Here is a 21,377-nt window from a genome sequence, read left to right as displayed (position 1 = left end):
CCGGGACCTAGAGCTCGCTGGCCTGTAATGCAAGCCGGCGGATAATTCTGTCGGCAGCCTCTTTACGCATTTCACTGACCACGAGATCAAGCTCTCTGGACTTGGCCAGGACCTTGTCCGGGTCATCCTGATAATCACGCATAATCTCAAAATAGGCGTTGATTGGATCATGACCAGGGAAGGTGACCGTGTAATTCACGCCATAAATAAGCTCATATTCGGCTACCTGGCCGGTAGAGAATACTGATAGAAGTCGTCGTTCGATGGTTTCAGGCAATAGCCTGATAATGACGGTATCGCTCATATCCGACCGCGTGACCGTATCAAATGGTTTTCGCGGAATTTCATAAACGTTAAGTCGTTCATCAAGCTCCCGTTTAAGCAATGAGTGCGCTACCACAGACGTGGATGTCACTGCATTGATATCCGGAGGAAGGGTTTGTGAGCCACGTAAGTGAAAACCGCAACCTGCCACAGTCAGGCAGGTTGCGATAATCAATATCGTGTTGCGCAGTAACTGCATTAGTTGGCCACAATATTGACAAGCTTACCAGGCACCACGATGACCTTACGGATTGTTTTGCCTTCAGTAAACTGCTGCACGTTCGAATGAGAAACCGCAGCAGCCTCGACCTCTTCTTTAGAGGCCGACGCACTAACAGTAATCTTTGCTCTTAGTTTGCCATTAACCTGGACAATAATAAGCTTTTCATCTTCTACCAGCGCATCTTTGTCTACCACCGGCCAGCCAGAGTGCTCAATCGGTGTTGTATGACCAAGTTGCAGCCATAAATCATGACAGATGTGCGGCGTAATGGGGTTTAACAGTTGCAGTAAGGCAGTGATTGCCTCGCGCATAATCGCCTTGTCCTGCGCATCATCGGTCGGCGCTTTTTGCAGATGATTCAGAAGCTCCATTACTGCTGCCACCGCAGTATTGAACGTCTGACGGCGACCTACATCATCTGTGACTTTCTCAATAGTACGATGAACTTCTCTGCGCAAATCCTTTTGTGCTTTCGACAATGCAGAGGCATTAACGTCAGGTACATCAGACTGTTCCAGATGATCCTGTACCAGCTTCCATACACGGCGTAAAAAGCGATTTGCACCCTCAACACCTGAATCAATCCACTCCAGCGTCTGTTCCGGCGGCGCGGCAAACATTGTAAATAAACGCACCGTATCAGCGCCGTACTGGTCAATAACCTGCTGGGGATCGATGCCGTTGTTTTTAGACTTAGACATTTTGGTCATGCCGCCGTGCAGGACAGTCTCTCCAGACTCGGTCAACCAGGCTTTGGTTATCCGGCCTTTATCATCTTTTTCAACCGATACATCGCCCGGAGCATGCCAGGTCTTTTTACCTGAATCGTCTTCGCTGTAATAAGAGTCTGCCAGCACCATTCCCTGACAAAGTAAGCGCTTGAAGGGTTCATCTGAGTTAACCAGACCTTCATCACGCAACAATTTATGGAAGAAGCGTGAGTAAAGAAGGTGCAAAATAGCGTGTTCTATACCACCAATATACTGGTCAACCGGTAACCAGTAATTCGCCTGTTCGGGATTCAGCATTGCCTCCTGATTCTGCGCACAGCTATAACGTGCGTAGTACCAGGATGACTCCATAAAGGTGTCGAATGTGTCAGTTTCCCGTGTAGCGGGCTGACCATTATAAGTGGTTGATGCCCACTCCGGGTCGGATTTTATTGGCGAGGTGACGCCATCCATTTCAACATCTTCAGGTAGTCTGACTGGTAAGTCTTCTGCCGGAACCGGCACTGACTCACCGTTTTCCAGATTCAGCATTGGAATAGGCGATCCCCAATAACGTTGTCTGCTAACCCCCCAGTCGCGCAAACGGTAATTTACTTTTTTCTTGCCATGCCCCAGGCTCGCCAGCTCAGCAGCAATCTGGTCAAAGGCATCTTCAAACGGTAGCCCGCTGAAACCACCGGAGTTAATCAGTTTGCCTTTCTCCGTATACGCGCTTTTGCTGAGGTCGCATTGGCTGTCTGCATCTTCAGTTGGTTCTACAACCTGTTTAATCGGCAAGTCGTACTTGGTAGCAAACTCCCAGTCGCGCTGATCGTGACCAGGGACTGCCATAACAGCACCGGAACCGTAATCCATCAGAACAAAGTTGGCTATCCATACCGGCAGCTTTTCTTTAGTTAGGGGGTGGATAACATAAAAACCGGTGGCGCAGCCCTTTTTGTCCATAGTGGCCAATTCAGCTTCAGCCACCTTGGTGTTTTTGCATTCTTCGATAAAGCGTGCTGCTGCATCATTCGTCGCGGCGGCTTTTTCTGCTAATGGATGCTGTGCTGCAATACCTACGTAGGTTACCCCAAATAATGTATCAGGGCGGGTGGTATACACATCCAAAGCGGTAAGCTCGTCATCAGGCTTTTCCAAATCAAACGTGATTTCCACACCTTCAGAGCGACCAATCCAGTTAGCCTGCATGGCACGAACCTGCTCGGGCCACTCATCAAGTTGCTCAAGATCAGTTAATAGTTCGTCAGCATAGTCGGTAATTTTGATAAACCACTGCGGAATTTCTTTTTGCTCAACCAGCGCACCGGAGCGCCAGCCGCGGCCATCTACAACTTGCTCGTTGGCAAGGACGGTTTGATCAACCGGATCCCAGTTGACGGTTGCATTTTTCTTATACACCAGACCCTTTTCATAAAGGCGGGTGAAAAACCACTGCTCCCAGCGATAATAATCAGACTTACAGGTCGTAACTTCACGATCCCAGTCGTATCCGAAACCTAACGAAGCCAGTTGACCCTTCATGTACTCAATGTTTGAGTATGTCCACTTTGCCGGTGCTGTTTTATTATTGATGGCAGCGTTTTCTGCAGGTAGACCAAACGCATCCCAGCCCATTGGCTGCAATACATTTTTGCCCTGCATACGCTGAAAGCGACTGATTACATCGCCGATGGTGTAGTTACGCACGTGTCCCATATGGAGCCGGCCACTGGGGTATGGAAACATCGACAAACAATAAAATTTTTCTTGGTCGGGATTCTCAGTTGCTTTAAAAGACTGGTTTTCTTCCCAGTACTGCTGAACCTGTTGCTCAATCTCTTTCGGGTTATACTGTTTTTCGGCCATGAAAATCGAAAATTCCGCGTTGGTTTATGGGTAGATATGATTAGCGGCATAGAATACCCCAGTGGCCCGTCGCCCCACAATAGCAGGCGCGGGTTTTTCTAACTTATGGGGGCTTAGTCCGGATAAGTCTGACGTAGCCATGCATGTAAACGCGCTAACTGTCCCGCCTGAACCTCATCCACTACAGGGGCCAGTTGCTTGAACCCGGACGGCAGATACCCCTGGGCCTGATAAGTAAGCGTAACTCTGGTCAGACCGTTATCGGGACTTATCTGCCAGTTCAGCGCGCCGTATACGCCCATCGACTGGAGTGGTCCCAGTCCGCCGGTCATAACCAGTGAGACAGGTGGGTCAACATAGCTGACACGCATATGTTCGGCACTTTTGTTATTTTTTCTCTCGCAGAAACAGCCTCCTGCTGTCGCATTGATTGAAAACGTACCTTCCCACCAGCTATGGTCTTTCGGCCACCAGCTATCAACATCATTAATGAGTGACAGCCAGACAGTATCAGCGGGCTGGCGTGTTACGAACGAATTCTTTACTACAAAGCCATGCGCGGAAACAGCGGTAACTTCAGCAAGTGCGTCAGGTGCCACCCCTGCGTGCAAAACAAAGAAACCCAATAGAAAATGTGTGCGTTTCATAGCGTTATCCTGACAAGACTGGAATAATAACCTTATTATGTATTATGGCACTGCACAACTGATGCGTCTGAGCAGTAACACTATTAATAAAGAGTATTCAAATCGCTATGCCTATTGCTAAAACGATACCGGCAATTCCTGAAGGTGAACTGGCTCCTACGCTGGATTGCAACTTTATAGAGCAGACACTCAATGATGCTGCCTCACTGGAGGCTTCATTTGTAGGTCAGGAACGTGCGCAGGAAGCAATGACCTTCGGACTGGGTATCACCGCTCCGGGTTATAACCTTTATGTTATGGGTGAGCCGGCCACAGGGCGCTTTTCGTTAATCAAATCACACATTGAACGCGCTGCGGCTAAACTCAGCTCGCCTGACGATTGGTGTTATATTGCAAATCTCGAAGAGGAGCGGGAGCCGCTATTGCTCAAGTTGCCAGCTTCACAGGCGCGTAAATTTCAAAAGGCGATGAAAGATCTGATCAATGATGTGCTGGCTACCTTTCCCGCGGCATTCGATACACCAGGCTATCAGCGCAAAAAAGCCGCTATTAATCGGGCTTATCAGCAAAAATACGATGAGGCGGTTGATGGCGTTGAGCGCTATGCGAATGCGAATCAGCTGGTCATGCAGGAGCAATCAGGCACCATTAGTTTTGTGCCGGTTATTGATGACGCACCGGCCACCGAAACACAATTTGCTCAGTTGGATACATCGCGACGTCAGTACTTTTTTGAGTTAATCGACGAGCTGGAAAATCGTCTGAGTGAAAGTTTGCTCAGTCTGCCGGTCTGGCGTCGGGAAAACGCTGAGCAGCTCAGAACACTGAACCGACAAACTGCTGAAGGTGGCGTTAAACCGTTAATTAAAGCACTGGAACATGCCTACACCGACAACCTCGGCGTGCTTAAATATTTACGCCAGTTGCGTGCTCACTTGCCAAACACGGTAGTTGAACTCTGGCTGGATGAGCAACGTGAGGAAAAATCAGATGATGCTGAAAAAAGAGGCTATCTTGAGGAACTGTACCTGCCGAATATTCTGGTTTCTCACCAATATGATGCTGGCGCACCAATAATCTATGAATCTAATCCCACGTGGCAAAACTTGTTCGGTCGCATCGAATATCAAAACATGCATGGCGGAGTTTACACCGATTACCGAATGATCAGACCCGGTGCGCTTCACAAGGCAAATGGTGGCTACCTTTTGCTCGATGCAGATCAGATGGTGGAGCAGCCTTATGTATGGGAAACGCTAAAACGGGCAATTAAATCCGGCATCCTGAAGATGGATTTACCACAGCAGGAAGTAGGTATGGTGAATGCGATTACCCTTAATCCGCAACCCATGACACTGGACGTAAAAGTAATATTGCTGGGGTCCCGCGACCTTTATTATATGTTGCAGGACTACGACGATGAGTTTGACGAGCTTTTTCGTGTATTAGTTGATTTTGACCTTGAGATACCGGCAAAGGACACGAACCTTTACAGTTTTATCGGGCGTGTTAATAAACACGTGCAATTACAGGGGCTGGATAAGGTAGCGGCTTGTGCAATGGGGCGACTGATACATCAGTCGCTGAGAATGGCTGAACATAAACATAAATTGTCAGCACATATCGCTGAAATTCTGGAGCTGGTTAACGAAGCGGTTTATTTTTGCAATAAGGCCGGCCACAAAGTATTGCTCGAGCAACATATCGAAACTGCATTGCACGCTAAAAAGCGCCGCACCGGAAGGGTAAGTCAGACACTACTTGATGATATCAAGGAAGGGCATGTACTTATTGCTACTGAAGGTAAGGCTGCAGGCACAGTTAACGGACTGACAGTATTGGAAATAGGAGATACCACGTTCGGCACACCTGCACGCATAACCTCTACCGTATATGCCGGGGCGAATGGCGTAGTAGATATCGAGCGTGAGGTTGAGCTTGGCCAGCCCATACACTCCAAAGGTGTTATGCTGCTTACCGGGTATTTAGGGAATAAATATGCGCAGCATTTCCCGCTGACATTGTCAGCTAACATCGCGCTGGAACAATCCTACGGTCATATTGATGGTGACAGCGCATCGCTGGGGGAGTTGGTAGCTCTTATCTCTGCGCTGACAGAAATACCTGCACTGCAGAGTTTGGCTATTACCGGTTCAATTAATCAATATGGTGAAGTTCAGGCGGTAGGTGGCGTAAACGAGAAAATAGAAGGGTTTTTCGATTTGTGTCAACATCGTGGACTTACGGGCGAGCAGGGCGTTGTTATCCCTTACTCGAACAAGGTTAACCTTGTACTGGATAATGCTGTGATTGACGCAGTATCCCGCGGTCAGTTTCATATTTACCCGGTGAAAACAGTCGATGAAGCGCTGAGTCTGCTGATGCAGCAGGAAGCCGGGGCGTTGAGTTCACGAGGACGTTATCCTAAAAACACAATTAACTACCAAGCGGTCAACCGATTGTATAATATTGCCCTCATCGTTAATGGCGGCGAAGAGTAAACACTCAGCGCAAAGCTGATGTCTTGATCGATAAAGTACCGGGAAAAGCTACAGCGATAACAGATGACTGTTTCGCTGTAGAATAAAGTGGAGTATCTGACGTTCGGCCTACTTACGGTTTACTTAGGCGGCATCCGCAAGCTGCCATCCAGTCGAACCGTTTCGCCATTCATATATGTGTTGCTGATCATGTGCATGACGAGACTGGCAAATTCTTTCGGATAGCCCAAACGTTTGGGGTAGGGCACATTGCTTGCCAGCGCGTCCTGAACTTTATCCGGCATTGCCAGCAGCAATGGCGTACCCATTACACCGGGCGCTATCGTGTTAACGCGAATGCCCAGAGGAGAAAGATCTCTTGCCATAGGCAGGGTCAAAGAAATAATGCCACCTTTACTCGCCGCATATGCTGTTTGACCGATTTGCCCTTCATAGCCCGCGATAGAGGCTGTATTGATGATAAGTCCGCGTTCAGCATCATCATTTACAGCATCTTGTTTACTCATCGCAGAAGCCGCCAGTCTGGCAACATTGAATGTGCCAATAAGGTTAATGTCGACCGTCTTCTGAAAATCCTGTAACGGGGCGGCATTTCCCTCTTTATCGAGTGTACGTTTGGCAGGCGCAATACCGGCGCAGTTGATGCAAACGTGAATATCGCCAAATTCTGACTTTACGCTATCAATTGCAGCCTGCACCTGATTTTCATCGCGTACATCAACTTTGTAGAAGCGCGTGTGGTCACTGCCTAACTCAGAAACGCGCTGAGCGCCGGTTTCGTCGTTTAAATCGAACAATGCTACTTTTGCGCCGGCTTCCCGCAGGGTGATAGCCGTTGCGTGCCCAAGGCCTGAGCACCCGCCGGTAACAATAGCCGTAATTTGACTTACATCCATCTTTTATTCCTGTTAACGAAAAAGAGGCATAAAGCTTACTTGTTTAACAGTTAAATAACTATGGATGTTAAAAATGAAAGAGAGGAATATTTATTGTTTTGGCAATTGTATTTTACGCTCTTCAGTAGGACGGTACAGAACAAGCATATGTCCAATTACCTGAACCTTTACCGCACCAGTCTCTCTGACAATTGCATCATTAATTAGTGTTTTTTCTTCGCGATCGTCTGTAGGTACCTTAACTTTAATCAGTTCATGGTGGTTAAGCGCGTTATCAATTTCTGCGACAACACCTTCAGTAAGACCATTTCCGCCCAGTTGAACAACGGGTTTAAGTGAATGGGCCAGACCTTTTAGAAATTGCTTTTGTTTATTGGAAAGTTTCATTACCTGCTTCTTTAATTATTTAGCATTTACAACTTGAAAACCTATATTCTAACGCCATCTTGACCACATTCCCAATCACAAAGTGCGGCGATGACTAAAAAGAAACATTCAGCCAGCAGTAAGCGCTGGCTCAAAGAGCATTTTGATGACCATTATGTGCAAAAAGCACAAAAGCAGGGCTTGCGGTCCCGTGCGGTTTTCAAACTAGAGGAAATGCAGCAAAAAGATAAGCTGATAAAGCCAGGTATGACGGTTGTTGACCTTGGTGCAGCGCCGGGCGGGTGGTCGCAACTGGCGTCTGACCTTGTCGGTAGTAACGGACAGGTAATTGCCTGCGATATCCTGGAGATGGATCCGATTGCTGGGGTTGACTTTTTGCAGGGGGATTTTCGCGAGGAGTCGGTTCTCAACGCATTGTTGAACAGAATTGACGGGAACAACGTAGATATTGTGTTGTCTGATATGGCACCGAATATGTCAGGCAATAATGCGGCAGATCAGGCCCGCTCCATGTATTTATGTGAGTTGGCGTTAGATATGTGTCATCAGGTACTGAAGCCCGGCGGAAACTTTGCTATCAAGGTATTTCAGGGTGAAGGTTTTGATGAGTTTTTAACAGCATTGCGCCAGAATTTTACGAAGATTAAAACCCGAAAGCCTGATTCATCCAGGGCACGTTCGCGGGAAGTCTATCTGGTGGCTTGCGGCTATAAAGTGTAGTACGCTTACAGATAGTGCAAAAAGGAACGACATTCGTCCGGTTTTGTATAGCAGCCAGGTGCGGTAACGTATTGAAAGCGCTGTTTATACAGACTTATTCCGGTATTTTTAGAGGTTAGTAGCATTGAGCGATATGGCAAAGAATTTAATTTTATGGTTAGTCATCGCTGTAGTTCTGATGTCAGTTTTCCAGAGTTTTTCTCCGGGAGAATCGACACGGGCACAGACGGATTACACAACCTTTCTTAAAGAAGCTAATCAGGGCAACATCCGTGAGGTTCGCATTGACAGCGAGTCACGGGAAATTCGCGGGACCAAACGTTCCGGCGAAACGTTTGTCACGTATATTCCTTATTATGACGATAAATTAATATCTGACTTAGCTTCAAAAGATATCCGCATTTATGGTGAGCCCACAGAAGAGCCGTCGATTCTGACGTCGATCTTTATTTCCTGGTTCCCCATGTTGCTACTTATCGCAGTATGGATCTTCTTTATGCGACAAATGCAGGGCGGCGGTGGCCGTGGCGCGATGTCGTTTGGTAAAAGTAAAGCGCGATTGCTGGGTGAAGATCAGATCAAAACAACCTTTGCTGATGTCGCAGGCTGTGATGAGGCAAAAGAAGATGTCTCTGAGCTGGTAGACTTCCTGCGCGACCCGTCAAAGTTCCAGAAGTTAGGCGGTAAAATTCCTAAGGGCGTATTGATGGTTGGTCCGCCCGGAACGGGTAAAACCCTTTTAGCTAAGGCGATTGCTGGTGAAGCAAAAGTACCATTCTTCACTATTTCGGGCTCTGACTTTGTCGAAATGTTTGTCGGTGTTGGTGCTTCACGTGTTCGCGATATGTTTGAACAGGCTAAGAAATCTGCACCTTGCATTATCTTCATCGATGAAATTGATGCTGTGGGTCGTCAGCGCGGTGCTGGTCTTGGCGGCGGTCATGATGAACGTGAGCAGACCCTGAACCAGATGCTTGTGGAAATGGATGGCTTCGAAGGCCATGAAGGTATCATCGTTATAGCAGCGACGAACCGTCCCGATGTACTCGACCCTGCGTTGCTGCGTCCCGGACGCTTTGACCGTCAGGTTGTCGTCGGCTTACCAGACATTCGCGGTCGTGAGCAGATACTTAAAGTTCACGCTCGTAAAGTACCAGTTGCTGATAATGTCGACCCGGCAGTGATCGCACGCGGTACACCTGGCTTCTCTGGTGCTGATTTGGCCAACCTTGTAAACGAGGCTGCACTGTTTGCGGCACGCGCTAATAAGCGTTTAGTCTCGATGGAAGAGTTTGATAAGGCGAAAGACAAAATCATGATGGGCGCCGAGCGTAAATCAATGGTGATGTCTGAAGACGAGAAGGCGATGACCTCCTACCATGAGGCAGGTCACGCTATTGTTGGTCGCCTTGTACCAGAACACGATCCTGTATACAAAGTATCGATCATTCCTCGAGGCCGTGCATTAGGTGTCACAATGTATTTGCCTGAGAAAGACCGTGTCAGTCATTCTAAGCAGCATTTGGAAAGTATGATTTCCAGCCTGTTTGGTGGTCGTATTGCTGAGCAGCTGATTTACGGCGATGACAAAGTAACAACCGGTGCATCGAATGATATCGAGCGTGCAACTGAGATTGCCCGCAAGATGGTGACGCAGTGGGGATTGTCTACCAAAATGGGGCCAATGCTTTACGCTGAAGAAGAAGGCGAGGTCTTTTTAGGTAAATCTATGTCTAAAGCCTCGAGCATGTCTGATGATACTGCTCGTGCTATTGATGCCGAAATCAAGGCGCTTATAGACAGAAACTACGACAGGGCTAAAACGATTCTTGAGGAGAATATCGATATTCTTCACTCTATGAAAGATGCGCTTATGCGTTATGAGACAATAGATGCGAAGCAAATTGATGATCTGATGAATCGTACTGATGTCCGTCCTCCGGCAGACTGGGATGACCGTAGACCGGATGATGGAGGTGATAAACCCAGCGGTGGGAAACCTGCCAGAGAGGGTGAAATTACTAATGATGGTGTCGATAAACCATCAGTAGGTAAACCAGGCGACTTGCCAGGTTAATATACAAAGCGCCAGTTCTTCGCTGGCGCTTTTTTCATTTCTGATTATCGATCTAATTTTTCCTGCCAAAAGTATCCCATTATCCATAAAATGGTGAAAACGTTGAAATTTAATAACCGAACTGTAGATCTGAGCTGTCCCACGGTCATGGGTATATTGAATGCTACCCCTGATTCTTTTTCGGATGGGGGAAAGTTCAATAATCTGGACGGCGCCATCGACCATTGTGCTGCAATGATTGATGCGGGGGCCACTTTTATTGATGTAGGGGGCGAGTCAACCCGTCCTGGCGCACCTTTAGTATCATGTGATGAGGAGCTTGATAGAGTCATCCCTGTTATCGAAGCAATTTCGGCCAGATTCGATACGCTTGTTTCAGTAGACACGAGTAAAGCCGAAGTTATGAGTGAGGCAGTAAATGCCGGCGCTGTAATGATTAATGATGTCAGAGCATTGCAGGAACCAGGCGCAATTGAAGCGGCCGCCAAATGTAATGTGCCGGTTTGTCTGATGCATATGCAGGGCGCACCTAAAACAATGCAGGATGACCCGGAGTATGGAAGTGTAGTCTGTGATGTTCAGGCGTTCCTCAACGCGCGCATCAGTGCTTGCGTAGACGCTGGTATACATAAAGGTAACATAATTCTTGACCCGGGCTTTGGTTTTGGAAAAACTCTGGCGCATAATTACCAACTTTTAGCAGGCTTATCCGTTTTACATGAAATGGGGTATCCATTGTTGGTCGGCATGTCCAGAAAATCTATGATAGGCCAGATTTTAAATAATTCAGTAGATGAGCGACTGGCAGGTAGCCTGACGCTTGCTACGATCGCGGCGCAAGCCGGCGCACAAATAATTCGTGTACACGATGTGCAGGAAACGGTTGATGTCATTGCAATCGTTAACGCGTTTCGTGATTACACAGTAAAAGGAGAATAAAAAATGGGTGAGCGTAAGTATTTCGGTACTGATGGTATACGCGGCAAAGTTGGTGAAAGCGCTATAAATCCGGAGTTCGTGGTGAAACTCGGATGGGCCGCAGGTAAAGTATTGGCCGGTAGAGGCACGAATAAAGTGCTGATAGGTAAAGACACCCGAATTTCGGGATACATGCTCGAGTCTGCGCTTGAATCAGGTTTATCTGCAGCAGGTATAAATATTGGCCTGTTAGGGCCTATGCCTACACCAGCTATCGCTTATCTTACCCGCACATTCCGTTCTGAAGCAGGAATTGTGATAAGTGCATCACATAATCCTTATCATGATAACGGCATTAAGTTCTTTTCTGCAGATGGTTTCAAACTTGATGATGACATTGAAATTGCCATCGAAAAGATGATGGACGAACCCATGGAGTGTGTTGCTTCAAACAGGTTGGGCAAGGCGGTCAGAGTCAGTGATGCTGCCGGTCGTTACATCGAATTCTGTAAGGGCACATTTCCATCGGACTTATCACTGAAAGGCTTAAAAATAGTGGTCGATTGCGCCCATGGCGCTACTTATCATATCGCGCCTAACGTCTTGTCCGAACTGGGTGCAGACGTGATCGAAATTGGTACTAAGCCAGATGGTTTGAACATCAACGATGAGGTTGGCGCAACGTCGATGGAAGGTATCCGTCAACGGGTACTTGAAGAAGAGGCGGATCTTGGATTCGCATTGGATGGCGATGGTGACCGTATCATGATGGTCGATCACAAAGGAAACATCCTGGATGGCGATCAGATTCTTTATATTGTTGCTCGTGATGCATTGAAATCTGGTCGTTTACAGGGCGGCGTTGTTGGCACCCTGATGACAAATCTGGGGCTGGAAAATGCGCTGACAAAATTGAGTATTCCGTTTGCACGAAGCGCTGTGGGCGACCGCTATGTGATGGAGCTTTTACAACGTAAAGGCTGGGCAATCGGGGGCGAGAGCTCAGGTCACGTACTGAATCTCAACCTTGCATCTACCGGTGACGGCATCGTGGCTGGTTTGCAGGTGTTAACATCGATGCTTCGCGCTAATATGAATCTGCATGATTTGAGTAAGGGCTTTGAAAAGTATCCGCAGGAGTTAGTCAACGTTCGTTATACGCCGGGCCCGGAAAATCCACTTGAAATGTCACAGGTGCTGGATGCCAAAATAACCGCTGAGGAAGCGTTAGGCGATGGCGGTCGCGTGTTACTGCGTAAAAGCGGCACTGAACCTTTGATTCGGGTCATGGTTGAGGCTGAACATGCATCGGATGCAAAGGCATGGGCAGAGAAGATTGCCGATGTTGTTCGCGAAGTGGCCAATTAACTGAAATTCTATACATTATTAATTTTTCCACTTGTATATTCGGGCGTATATCGTTAATATCACGCCCGCTTTACAGACAGGGTAAGGTCTAAGCATGACAGATAACAGAACGCCATTAGTTGCGGGCAACTGGAAAATGAACGGAGATCGTTCTCTGGTTGAAGCATTCACTTATTCGCTTAACGAACAGGCATTTGAAGGGCTTGATGTTGTAGTATGCCCACCGAATGGTTACCTGAGTATGTTTAATAGTGAGCAATTTTCACTTGGCGCACAGGATGTCAGTCATCTGAGCAATGGCGCACATACCGGTGATATGTCTACGGACATGGTGAAGGAACTGGGCGCGAATTATGTTATCGTTGGTCACTCAGAGCGTCGTGAAGATCATAATGAGACCAATCTGCTGGTAGCAAAAAAAGCGGCAAAAGCTAAACAAGCCGGTTTGACCCCTATCATTTGCGTGGGTGAATCGTTATCAGTGCGTGAAGCGGGCGATGTAAATGCCTTTGTGGGTGAGCAAGTAGCAGCGTTGTTTGCTGAGATGTCAGCGGATACGCTTGATGGTGTGGTTATCGCATACGAACCTATCTGGGCCATTGGCACAGGTAAAACTGCTTCGCCAGAGCAGGCGCAGGAAGTTCATGCTTTTATTCGCAACACCCTGGCTGAACATGACGCGGCGCTAGCACAGCGCACAAGAATTTTATATGGCGGCAGTGTAAAACCTGATAACGCCAAAGCGCTATTTGGTCAGCCTGATATTGATGGTGGCCTGATTGGCGGAGCCAGTCTTAAGACTGACGATTTTATGGCAATTTGCCAAGCGGCAATTTGACGAGGAAGTTATGGTATACGAAGTTCTGTTAGTAGCCTATTTGGTGGTAGCGCTTATTCTTGTTGGATTTATTTTGATTCAGCAAGGTAAAGGTGCGGATATGGGGGCCTCTTTTGGCGCAGGTGGTTCTAACACTGTGTTTGGCTCCTCTGGCTCTGGCAACTTTATGACGCGTACTACGGCGATATTAGCGACGTTGTTCTTTTTAATAAGTCTGACTCTGGGCAACCTGACTGCAAACCGTGAGAGCCCGTCCGACGATTGGAATAACCTTGAAGAGCCTGTGCAGCAAACCGCGCCAGCAGCTACTGAAGGGGATATTCCTGGTGCTGATGATAACGAATCATCTGATACACCTGATTAATGACAGTTTTGCGGAAGTGGTGGAATTGGTAGACACGCCATCTTGAGGGGGTGGTGACTTCGGTCGTGCGGGTTCAAGTCCCGCTTTCCGCACCAAATGATAAAAGCCTGTATAACGATGTTATACAGGCTTTTTTTTATTCATCTCCCAGTAACGTTTTAAAAAGGCTGTTCAGCTTTGTTATCATGTGCCGTTAATTTTCATTGATCATTAATAGCTATTCACTTTTTCGCAGTTTGTCCTTGATTTCAAATTCTCTGCTAGCACAGGACGCTGTTCTGAGATCTCAACGTTGTAAGAAGCTTTTTGTAGCAAAGGTATAGCCAAAAGACCGAAATTCGATAATCACAGCAGGGCGCTTCAACTATCCAATAACTCTCGCAAACACTTCAGGTTTTTCTAAATAAAAACGCATTCCAATTCTTGCTTGCAACGTTATCGGCACTGTCTTTCACAGATAATACTTAAACATGAAAGTGAACTGTCTACTTTTAAATTATGAGTAGGGCATTTGCATATCGTTCATAGAATAGTAATCATCTCTACTGTAAAAAAATCGATTTTACATCATTAATAATTGAGAAAGGTGTGGTGTTCTGATGATTTTGTTTCGCCTGAGAGTGCTTTCTATAGTGAATGATTACATTTTATTCTTTGCAGCAATGTACACTCTTTTCATTAATACAAATTAAAAACTAAAAGACTTCGTAGAAATACAAAAAAAGCCCTACTTAAAATCTGTATAGCGCTGTCGGGTTACTTTACACAATGATAATTATTCTTGCTTTGTTCCTGATTTAATCTACTTAAAACAATAGCTTACGTTTCTGGCATTGTGTTTGCTTTATGTAGGTCTCAGGGATATGTCGTAATATCTGGATGATAAATTAAGTTGTAGGTTATTGAATATGAAAAACGTGTTTGTTGCATTAGGTCTGTCAGCTTTAAGCTTTGCCTCTCATTCCGCAGTTATTGAAACTGATATTGTCGAAAATTTTGCTCAGGGTGATTTCAAATCTGATTCCAATCAAAATAAAGGCGAATACACAGTTCTTGATATAGATGGCGGCCGTCTCGACTTAGGCACTGAAGCCTGGACGTATATCTCAACTGAAAATTTGTTTGGACTGAGCAGTCTGAACCTTGATAACCGTTTTTACTCACTTAATTTCGATATGCGCATTTCACAAGATGACAACAGCCCGGGTATGCCTTCTGAAATCGGTGGTGTAATGGTTGCTGACGGTGATACTGTAAAGAACATCGGCGGAAATGACGGTGTGTTTGGTTTTAATCTTTCTGGTACCCAGAACTGGGGAAGTAAAGCTTTCCGCTATGATTTTGATAATATAGATAACGGTACGCCTACATGGCAAAGCTTTAACATCGATCTTTCCGCTGCCCTGAACGGTCAATACCAATATCTTGTATTTATGAATGACTGTGATGATGAAAATTGCAGTAACTCTACTCAGTTCCGTAACATCAGCATTGAAGTACCGGAGCCTTATACATTTGCGCTTATGGCATTATCAATGGCTGGATTAGTGCAAATCCGCCGTAAAAGTTAATAACTATATTAGCACTTGATATAGCTACTCTGTACAGGGCGAATCCTTGTACGGAGTAGCAAAAAGCTATTCTGTAACAGACCCTAACAGGGCTGATCGTAAAAGCGGCCTTTCTTATTAATCCTGCAATAGCGTATAAGCTAGGTACCCGCAATAGTAGAGCAGGTTAAACAAATCATATTAGTCGCATACTCATTTCTTAGGCTTTTCGCCGACCATCGCTCATCAAGTTCTTAGTGTATAATTTACAGTCCTATTCAGATATCTACGCAATTTTCCTCTGAACGAAAATTCTTTCAGGGCGCGCTCCGATTGAGTGACTCACCTCATATCTGTATAAGGTCAGGCACGGCGGGGGCTGGCAGTAAGATAATTGAACAAACCTGACATTTACTCAAAAGTCACAGTGTGGCAAAGGACTTGCAATTAGTATTGGATATACAATTATCTTTAATATAAAAGGAACGCGAAATGGATATTTTACGCATTATTTTATCAATACTTTTACCGCCGCTTGGTGTATTTCTTCAGGTCGGCATCGGCGTCCAGTTTTGGATTAATATCGTGCTAACGCTGTTAGGTTATATACCCGGAATCATTCACGCTGTGTATATCATAGCGACCCGCTGATAAAAAAAGCCTGGTTTTACCAGGCTTTTTTCCCATGCTCTCTCTTTTTACTAACTAACGAAACGGAATGAACGCCTCACTTAGCGTTTTCTTATCCTGTTCACTCAAGGTATTCTCCAAGATTAACTGAAACGTCGATTCAGCCTGAAGCTTCAGTAATGGATGCAGGTGGGCGGGAAGGTGCGTAGTCAGTGTCTTAAGACAAAACAGGATATGCAACGCAATATCGACATGATCTTTTCCTGCCTGTCGTATCTGATCGAAAGCCGTATTAATTATGCCTTCGATGCTAAAGGTACGTCGTTTTAACCATACGCCAGTTTCTTTATTCATTACGCAGTGTGCAGGAAATGTGCGCTTGCTCATATAGATACAGCTTGCTGTTAATCGGTCCAGACAAGATATCGCCGTTATTGGATCATTAATACCGGGAGAAAGGGCACGCAATGCTAACTCTACCATCTGACTAATCGCAAATTCAGGATCCTGTACCGGCGTTCTGCGGTGACCAAGAATGATAAGCTCAAGTAAATCTTTATAATAATCAGGTGGCTTGCGGTAACGGCTATGTATGATTAATACTGCAGCGTCAGGGAAAACGTGGTCGCCAGACCTCGCTCTGACTTCAATTCCCTCTAATCCCTCGAAATTACTGGTAAGCAGCTTCTCGTAGTTTACAGACTGCACATAGCCACTCTTATTAATTTGAATTTCTGTTTGAAAATGTGAATCAGTGATTAGGGCCTCGGGCAGTGAACGTTCTCGCGGGGCATCTTCAGGCTTGGGTAACAGTTCATCGATATTTCGCATCAGGTCGTCATAGCACCTGAAAATAACCTCATCTGCCTGAATAAACCGGCCAATATGATGAATAAAGAAAATAATGGCAAATATGTCTATTATACCAATTAATACTGAAATACTGCTTAAGATAGCCAGCGCATCTTTATTCTCGACGATGCTACTAAGGTGATGCAACGAAATAAGACAGAATATAAAAGAAGAAACCAGTAGTCCCAGAACGCACTGTGTACCTCTGTCTAACATAAACGTTCTGAGCAGCCTGGGGCCAAACTGCGAAGAGGCCATGGTCAGCGCTACAATAGTCATTGAAAACGCGATACTGGTGGCGGTAATTATGGAAGAGGCTATTGTCGATAGAATTTGCTGAGCCCCATCCTGCGTTACAGTGGGGATGAGTGATTGCAGATTATCGGGTAACTTTGTACGCTCGATATACGTCAGACATAGATAACACAATAAAAAAGACGTTAGCATCATACAAACCGGTATAAACCAGTAGCTGGTGCTAACGCCTTCCCACCATGTCCGGAACCTGACTGTCAGTTCCGGAAAGGCATTTTTGTTGGCCATTTATCTTCGTGAGCCACCACGAACCACGGATGCTATTAGTGAAACTACTAATAAAATAACAAATCCGTAGAACAAGTATTGTGCAATAGTGGCGGCCGTTCCTGCTGCTCCACCAAAACCAAAGATTGCGGCAATAATTGCGACAACTAAAAATATCAGAGCCCATTTCAACATGATTATTCTCCTAGTTTATTTAACTGCTATTAGTGTTTAGCCAGTTCTTTTTCCATTTCTTCGCGATACTCTCCAGCCAGCTGATTCTTATCCTGATCGTTCAGAACCTGACCAGCTACCTGAAAGAATTCCTGCTCCTCATCAGCAAGGTGGTGTTCAACCTTCTTCTGCAGTGATTTAAGATGAGTAAGCCATGCAGATGAACCCATGTCAGTCTCGTCAAGAGTCTCTATCAATTCATCTATCTCATGATGCTCTGCAATACCATGTCGCGACATTTCAATCGTAGTATCTGATTCCATCAACTTCGAGTAGAAATAACGCTCCTCAGCTACAGCGTGACTTTCCAGTTGTTCCTTTAACTGAGAGTAGTACTCACGTCTTGCTGGGGTATCGCCACTGGTTTCGGCCAGTATCTTCAATAATGTTCGTTGTTTTTCATGATCTTCGCGAAGCTCATCGAAAATTTTCATTAGCTACTCCTGTCTACCGATGTCCATTCTGACCTGCTATTTCTATACCACTGAAGAGAAACCTAAAATTTCCTTATAAATTAGTGCATTAAGCAGTAGAAAGTTGTTTGCAACAAATTAGAATTTTGCGTAATTAGTAGTAATTACACAATGGTATGCAAAAAGGGTTATAGCCCCTGCGCAACCATTGCATCAGCTAGCCGCCTGAAACCGGCGATATTGGCGCCTCTTGCATAATTGATTCGGCCGTTTTCCTTACCTTCTTCAACACATTGCTGATGAATGCTATGCATAATTTCTTCAAGTGTTTCATCAATTTGTTCATAAGTGCCACGACGGAAACTGGCATTTTGAGACATTTCCAATCCTGAAATAGCCACGCCGCCAGCGTTTGATGCTTTCCCCGGAACAAAGGGAATCTCGCTACGTTCAAATTCCTGTCTGGCTTCGTCAGTACAAGGCATATTGGCACCCTCAAGTATGTATTTTACTTTGTTCTGAAGCAGCGTCTTGGCGGCGTCACCATCTAACTCGTTCTGTGTGGCGCAGGGCAACGCTATATCCATTTTTTCATGCCAGGGTGCTTTACTGTCATGCCAGCTGGCACCGACACGTTCACTCAGTGCTGTTAAAATATTTTCTTCTTTCGCCTTATTTTCTATAGCCCACTGGATATCTTCGCATGTCAGGCCATCATCCTGGTGCAAATACCCCCGGCTGTTAGAAAGAGTTATCACTTTGCCGCCATGTTCAATGGCTTTGAGTGCGGCATGAAGCGCAACGTTGCCGGCACCGGAAATACCAATGCGCATGTCCGGAATGTTTTCGTGATGCTCCTTAAGTACTGCCTGTAGCATGTAAATCAACCCGAAGCCGGTTGCTTCAGTACGAACATGGCTGCCACCAAAGCTGAGGTCTTTACCCGTCAGTGCACCTCCGAAACGGTTATTGATTCGACGGTACTCTCCGTACATATACCCAATTTCTCTGGCGCCCACGTTTATATCACCAGCCGGAACATCGGTATAAGGGCCGATGTGGCGCTGAAGTTCACACATGAAAGCCTGACAAAAACGCATGATTTCGCGATCAGAGCGCCCCTTCGGATTAAAATTCGCTCCACCTTTTGCACCGCCGATAGGCAGGCCGGTGAGGGCGTTCTTAAAACATTGTTCAAAGGCAAGAAACTTAAGAATGGATTCATTTACGGTGGGGTGGAAACGTAGCCCACCTTTATAGGGACCAATCATACCGTTGTGCTGAATTCGCCACCCCTGGTGAATTTCAACTTCGTCGTTATCATTAAGCCATGAAATAGAGAAGTGAATGATGCGTTCCGGCATACTGAGTCTGCGCAACACATCATTCTTTTTGTAGGGCTCGTGCGCGTTGTAAATATCTACCACATCCCGGGCAATCTCACGGGTAGCCTGTAAATATTCACTCTGATCCGGAAACAGCTCTGTTATCCAGTCGTTAAAATCATCGAAATTTGATTGGTAACTCATAAATCAACTTTATTGGCCACTAATGAACTTATGTACCCCCTGTGGCTCAACATTGATCATACTTCTAGCAAAATCCTGAATGTTTTCAGCAGATAACCTTATTCCGGTTGCCGGTAATTGAATACTGTAAGGCTGGCAGGCTTAGTCTCTACGGTGATTTTTTTCGCCTGAAGAATTTCACCATCGAGCGCGTAATCACTCTTTTCATTGAATTCCACAACAACCTTTTTTACCTGACGATGTTCAAGGCGTTCGGACTGCTTTTTATAATCCTGGTTGGAGAAAACCAGTTCTGCCAGAGACAAAAATTGCATATCTGCCTGTTCCTGAGGCTGTAGCCAGGTAATATCAAGCTTTCCGTCTGTCATATCAGGTTCATCGCCACCCTGGGCCAGGGCGGTAGTCAGTGGTGCCGCGTTTGCTATCACAAAACTGGGCGTCGTTATGGTCACTGGTTCGTCGTCATCAAAAGTCACGACCAATTCCTGAACCTCATTTTGTGTGATCGCTTCCCACAACCCTCTGAGATAGGCCATCTGACCGCCAGCATCCTTTTGTTCGCGATCGGCTGATGAAATCATTTGCTCTTCAAAGCCGGCAGCGGCAACCAATAGCATCAGTTTGTCGTTACAGCTGGCCGTGTCCATTTGAATTGTACTGCCTTCAACAATAACATCACAGGCATGACTGATTGGAACCAGTTTTGAATAATAGCCGTGTATAACCTGGCTCAGGGCGTTTGCTGTACCCAGCGGAATGACGCCTAACGTAACATCACGATCGATACAGGCATGGGCAACTTCGGATATTGTGCCATCGCCACCACAGGCGACCAAAATATCTGCTCCATCATTTATAGCCTGTTCAGCCATCACCGTGCCGTTTTTTTCTTTACTGGTTTCCAGCACCTGTACCCTAAAATGCGGGTTTAACTGAGCCAGAATATCATTTTTTTCCATTTGCCATTTACCACCTCCTGCTACGGGGTTGGCAATAAGAACCAGTGAACGCGTAAGCTGCAATCTTCCGCCTTGCTTAATTTTTTTCAAAGACCCCAGTTGATGTTTATTCAAACGAGCGGTAGAGCGAACAGACTGAATGGTATTCAGCGCATCAATAACAGATAAACGTGAATCTTTGGCCAGCAAGTATGCCGCAACGGTAAGCACCGAACGGCCACGGCCCAACGCGCAGTGTACAACGACTTTTCGGCCACTGGCTATTTGCTGCTCTATCCAGTTAATAGCTGTATTTAACTGATCTTCAGTGGGACTGGTATGGTCCAGAACAGGAATGTTGAGATACTCCAGGTCGAGTTGATGGGCGGTCCAGTCCAGACCATCAAACTCTGCAGTGACATCAAGTATTGCGGTAACGCCGTTCTCCTTCATTTCTTCTATATCGCTGGAGAACAAACGGCAGGCCAGATAGAGGTTGTCGTCGATTTTCTGTATCGGCGGGACCTTGTCATGCTTTCTCGCAAAATGATTGTATGCACCTGTACCAATCAGAAAAGGGATGAAGGCCCAGCGTACATAGACAGGGATGGAGCCATCTTCACGTTTGCGAAACAGGGAGGGGTAATTAAAGAGATATGCAAAACTCACCACAGCCAGTGAAAAAGCTATCCAGCCAAAGAAAATTGCAGCAATAAAGGAGGGAATGAAAATAGCCAACAGAAGAGAAACGATCGCGCCCAGAACGTAATACTTTACCATTTTCACTGTGCTAACTCCCTTATAGATTTAATTATCTGTCATTTAGATGAATGAACCGTCGCTCTGATAATGCGTAAACAAATTCAA

At 46.0% G+C, this 21,377-nt stretch carries 19 protein-coding genes and 1 tRNA gene; 10 read left to right on the top strand and 10 right to left on the bottom strand.

Annotation, left to right across the window (positions count from 1 at the left end; all coding sequences use genetic code 11):
* Positions 1–7 precede the first annotated feature (7 nt).
* The 3 genes from FBQ74_RS09090 to FBQ74_RS09080 form a co-directional block, all read right to left on the bottom strand.
* Entirely contained in the window at positions 8–523 is a 516-nt protein-coding gene (locus FBQ74_RS09090; protein WP_139756382.1) for an LPS-assembly lipoprotein LptE, read from the bottom strand.
* Entirely contained in the window at positions 523–3,126 is a 2,604-nt protein-coding gene (gene leuS, locus FBQ74_RS09085; protein WP_139756381.1) for a leucine--tRNA ligase, read from the bottom strand. Before leuS ends, FBQ74_RS09090 begins: the two co-directional genes overlap by 1 nt.
* Before the next feature lie 113 nt (positions 3,127–3,239).
* Positions 3,240–3,773 (bottom strand): SRPBCC domain-containing protein, encoded by a 534-nt coding sequence (locus FBQ74_RS09080; protein WP_139756380.1) that lies wholly within the window; start codon positions 3,771–3,773, stop codon positions 3,240–3,242.
* Between the two features lie 107 nt (positions 3,774–3,880).
* Here FBQ74_RS09080 and FBQ74_RS09075 point away from each other — a divergent pair, with 107 nt between their 5' ends.
* Complete coding sequence (locus tag FBQ74_RS09075; protein ID WP_139756379.1) at positions 3,881–6,274, top strand: Lon protease family protein; 2,394 nt, start codon at positions 3,881–3,883, stop codon at positions 6,272–6,274.
* 119 nt (positions 6,275–6,393) lie between these two features.
* Here FBQ74_RS09075 and FBQ74_RS09070 read toward each other — a convergent pair whose 3' ends face one another.
* Entirely contained in the window at positions 6,394–7,170 is a 777-nt protein-coding gene (locus FBQ74_RS09070) for a 3-hydroxyacyl-CoA dehydrogenase (RefSeq protein ID WP_139756378.1), read from the bottom strand.
* 90 nt (positions 7,171–7,260) lie between these two features.
* Positions 7,261–7,557, bottom strand: coding sequence for a ribosome assembly RNA-binding protein YhbY (gene yhbY, locus FBQ74_RS09065; RefSeq protein ID WP_139756377.1), 297 nt, complete (start codon positions 7,555–7,557; stop codon positions 7,261–7,263).
* Positions 7,558–7,647: 90 nt separating this feature from the next.
* On the opposite strand from yhbY, the gene rlmE reads away from it, so the two are divergent.
* The 9 genes from rlmE (at position 7,648) to FBQ74_RS09020 (ending at position 16,043) form a co-directional block, all read left to right on the top strand.
* Complete coding sequence (gene rlmE, locus FBQ74_RS09060) at positions 7,648–8,277, top strand: 23S rRNA (uridine(2552)-2'-O)-methyltransferase RlmE (RefSeq protein WP_139756376.1); 630 nt, start codon at positions 7,648–7,650, stop codon at positions 8,275–8,277.
* Positions 8,278–8,401: 124 nt separating this feature from the next.
* Entirely contained in the window at positions 8,402–10,354 is a 1,953-nt protein-coding gene (gene ftsH / locus FBQ74_RS09055) for an ATP-dependent zinc metalloprotease FtsH (RefSeq protein ID WP_139756375.1), read from the top strand.
* A 102-nt stretch (positions 10,355–10,456) separates the two neighbouring features.
* A complete protein-coding gene (gene folP, locus FBQ74_RS09050; protein ID WP_139756374.1) occupies positions 10,457–11,293 on the top strand; it encodes a dihydropteroate synthase in 837 nt (278 codons plus the stop codon).
* A 3-nt stretch (positions 11,294–11,296) separates the two neighbouring features.
* Positions 11,297–12,640 (top strand): phosphoglucosamine mutase, encoded by a 1,344-nt coding sequence (glmM, locus tag FBQ74_RS09045; RefSeq protein WP_139756373.1) that lies wholly within the window; start codon positions 11,297–11,299, stop codon positions 12,638–12,640.
* Between the two features lie 94 nt (positions 12,641–12,734).
* Positions 12,735–13,478 carry a triose-phosphate isomerase gene (gene tpiA / locus FBQ74_RS09040; RefSeq protein WP_139756372.1) on the top strand — a complete coding sequence of 248 codons (744 nt, stop codon included), beginning with the start codon at positions 12,735–12,737 and terminating at the stop codon, positions 13,476–13,478.
* 10 nt (positions 13,479–13,488) lie between these two features.
* Positions 13,489–13,842, top strand: coding sequence for a preprotein translocase subunit SecG (secG, locus tag FBQ74_RS09035; RefSeq protein ID WP_139756371.1), 354 nt, complete (start codon positions 13,489–13,491; stop codon positions 13,840–13,842).
* A gap of 10 nt (positions 13,843–13,852) precedes the next feature.
* Positions 13,853–13,937, top strand: a tRNA-Leu gene (locus FBQ74_RS09030).
* Between the two features lie 813 nt (positions 13,938–14,750).
* Positions 14,751–15,413 carry a PEP-CTERM sorting domain-containing protein gene (locus FBQ74_RS09025; protein WP_232372010.1) on the top strand — a complete coding sequence of 221 codons (663 nt, stop codon included), beginning with the start codon at positions 14,751–14,753 and terminating at the stop codon, positions 15,411–15,413.
* A gap of 471 nt (positions 15,414–15,884) precedes the next feature.
* Positions 15,885–16,043 carry a YqaE/Pmp3 family membrane protein gene (locus FBQ74_RS09020; RefSeq protein WP_139756369.1) on the top strand — a complete coding sequence of 53 codons (159 nt, stop codon included), beginning with the start codon at positions 15,885–15,887 and terminating at the stop codon, positions 16,041–16,043.
* Positions 16,044–16,097: 54 nt separating this feature from the next.
* On the opposite strand, the gene FBQ74_RS09015 is transcribed toward FBQ74_RS09020, so the two are convergent.
* From FBQ74_RS09015 to FBQ74_RS08995, 5 genes are all read right to left on the bottom strand, one after another.
* Positions 16,098–17,417: a DUF2254 domain-containing protein gene (locus FBQ74_RS09015; RefSeq protein ID WP_139756368.1), complete on the bottom strand. Its 1,320-nt coding sequence runs from the start codon at positions 17,415–17,417 to the stop codon at positions 16,098–16,100.
* Positions 17,418–17,591: a DUF1328 domain-containing protein gene (locus FBQ74_RS09010; protein ID WP_139756367.1), complete on the bottom strand. Its 174-nt coding sequence runs from the start codon at positions 17,589–17,591 to the stop codon at positions 17,418–17,420. It abuts the gene before it with no gap.
* A gap of 29 nt (positions 17,592–17,620) precedes the next feature.
* Positions 17,621–18,064, bottom strand: a complete 444-nt coding sequence (locus tag FBQ74_RS09005; RefSeq protein ID WP_139756366.1) for a hemerythrin domain-containing protein — start codon at positions 18,062–18,064, stop codon at positions 17,621–17,623.
* A 167-nt stretch (positions 18,065–18,231) separates the two neighbouring features.
* Entirely contained in the window at positions 18,232–19,572 is a 1,341-nt protein-coding gene (gdhA, locus tag FBQ74_RS09000) for an NADP-specific glutamate dehydrogenase (RefSeq protein WP_139756365.1), read from the bottom strand.
* Between the two features lie 98 nt (positions 19,573–19,670).
* Entirely contained in the window at positions 19,671–21,290 is a 1,620-nt protein-coding gene (locus tag FBQ74_RS08995) for a diacylglycerol kinase family protein (protein WP_408641356.1), read from the bottom strand.
* Positions 21,291–21,377 lie beyond the last annotated feature (87 nt).

It is taken from the genome of Salinimonas iocasae, assembly GCF_006228385.1.
Taxonomy (GTDB): Bacteria; Pseudomonadota; Gammaproteobacteria; order Enterobacterales; family Alteromonadaceae; genus Alteromonas; species Alteromonas iocasae.
Note: the sequence above shows the minus strand (reverse complement) of the source record. Positions and strands in the feature narration are given on the sequence as shown.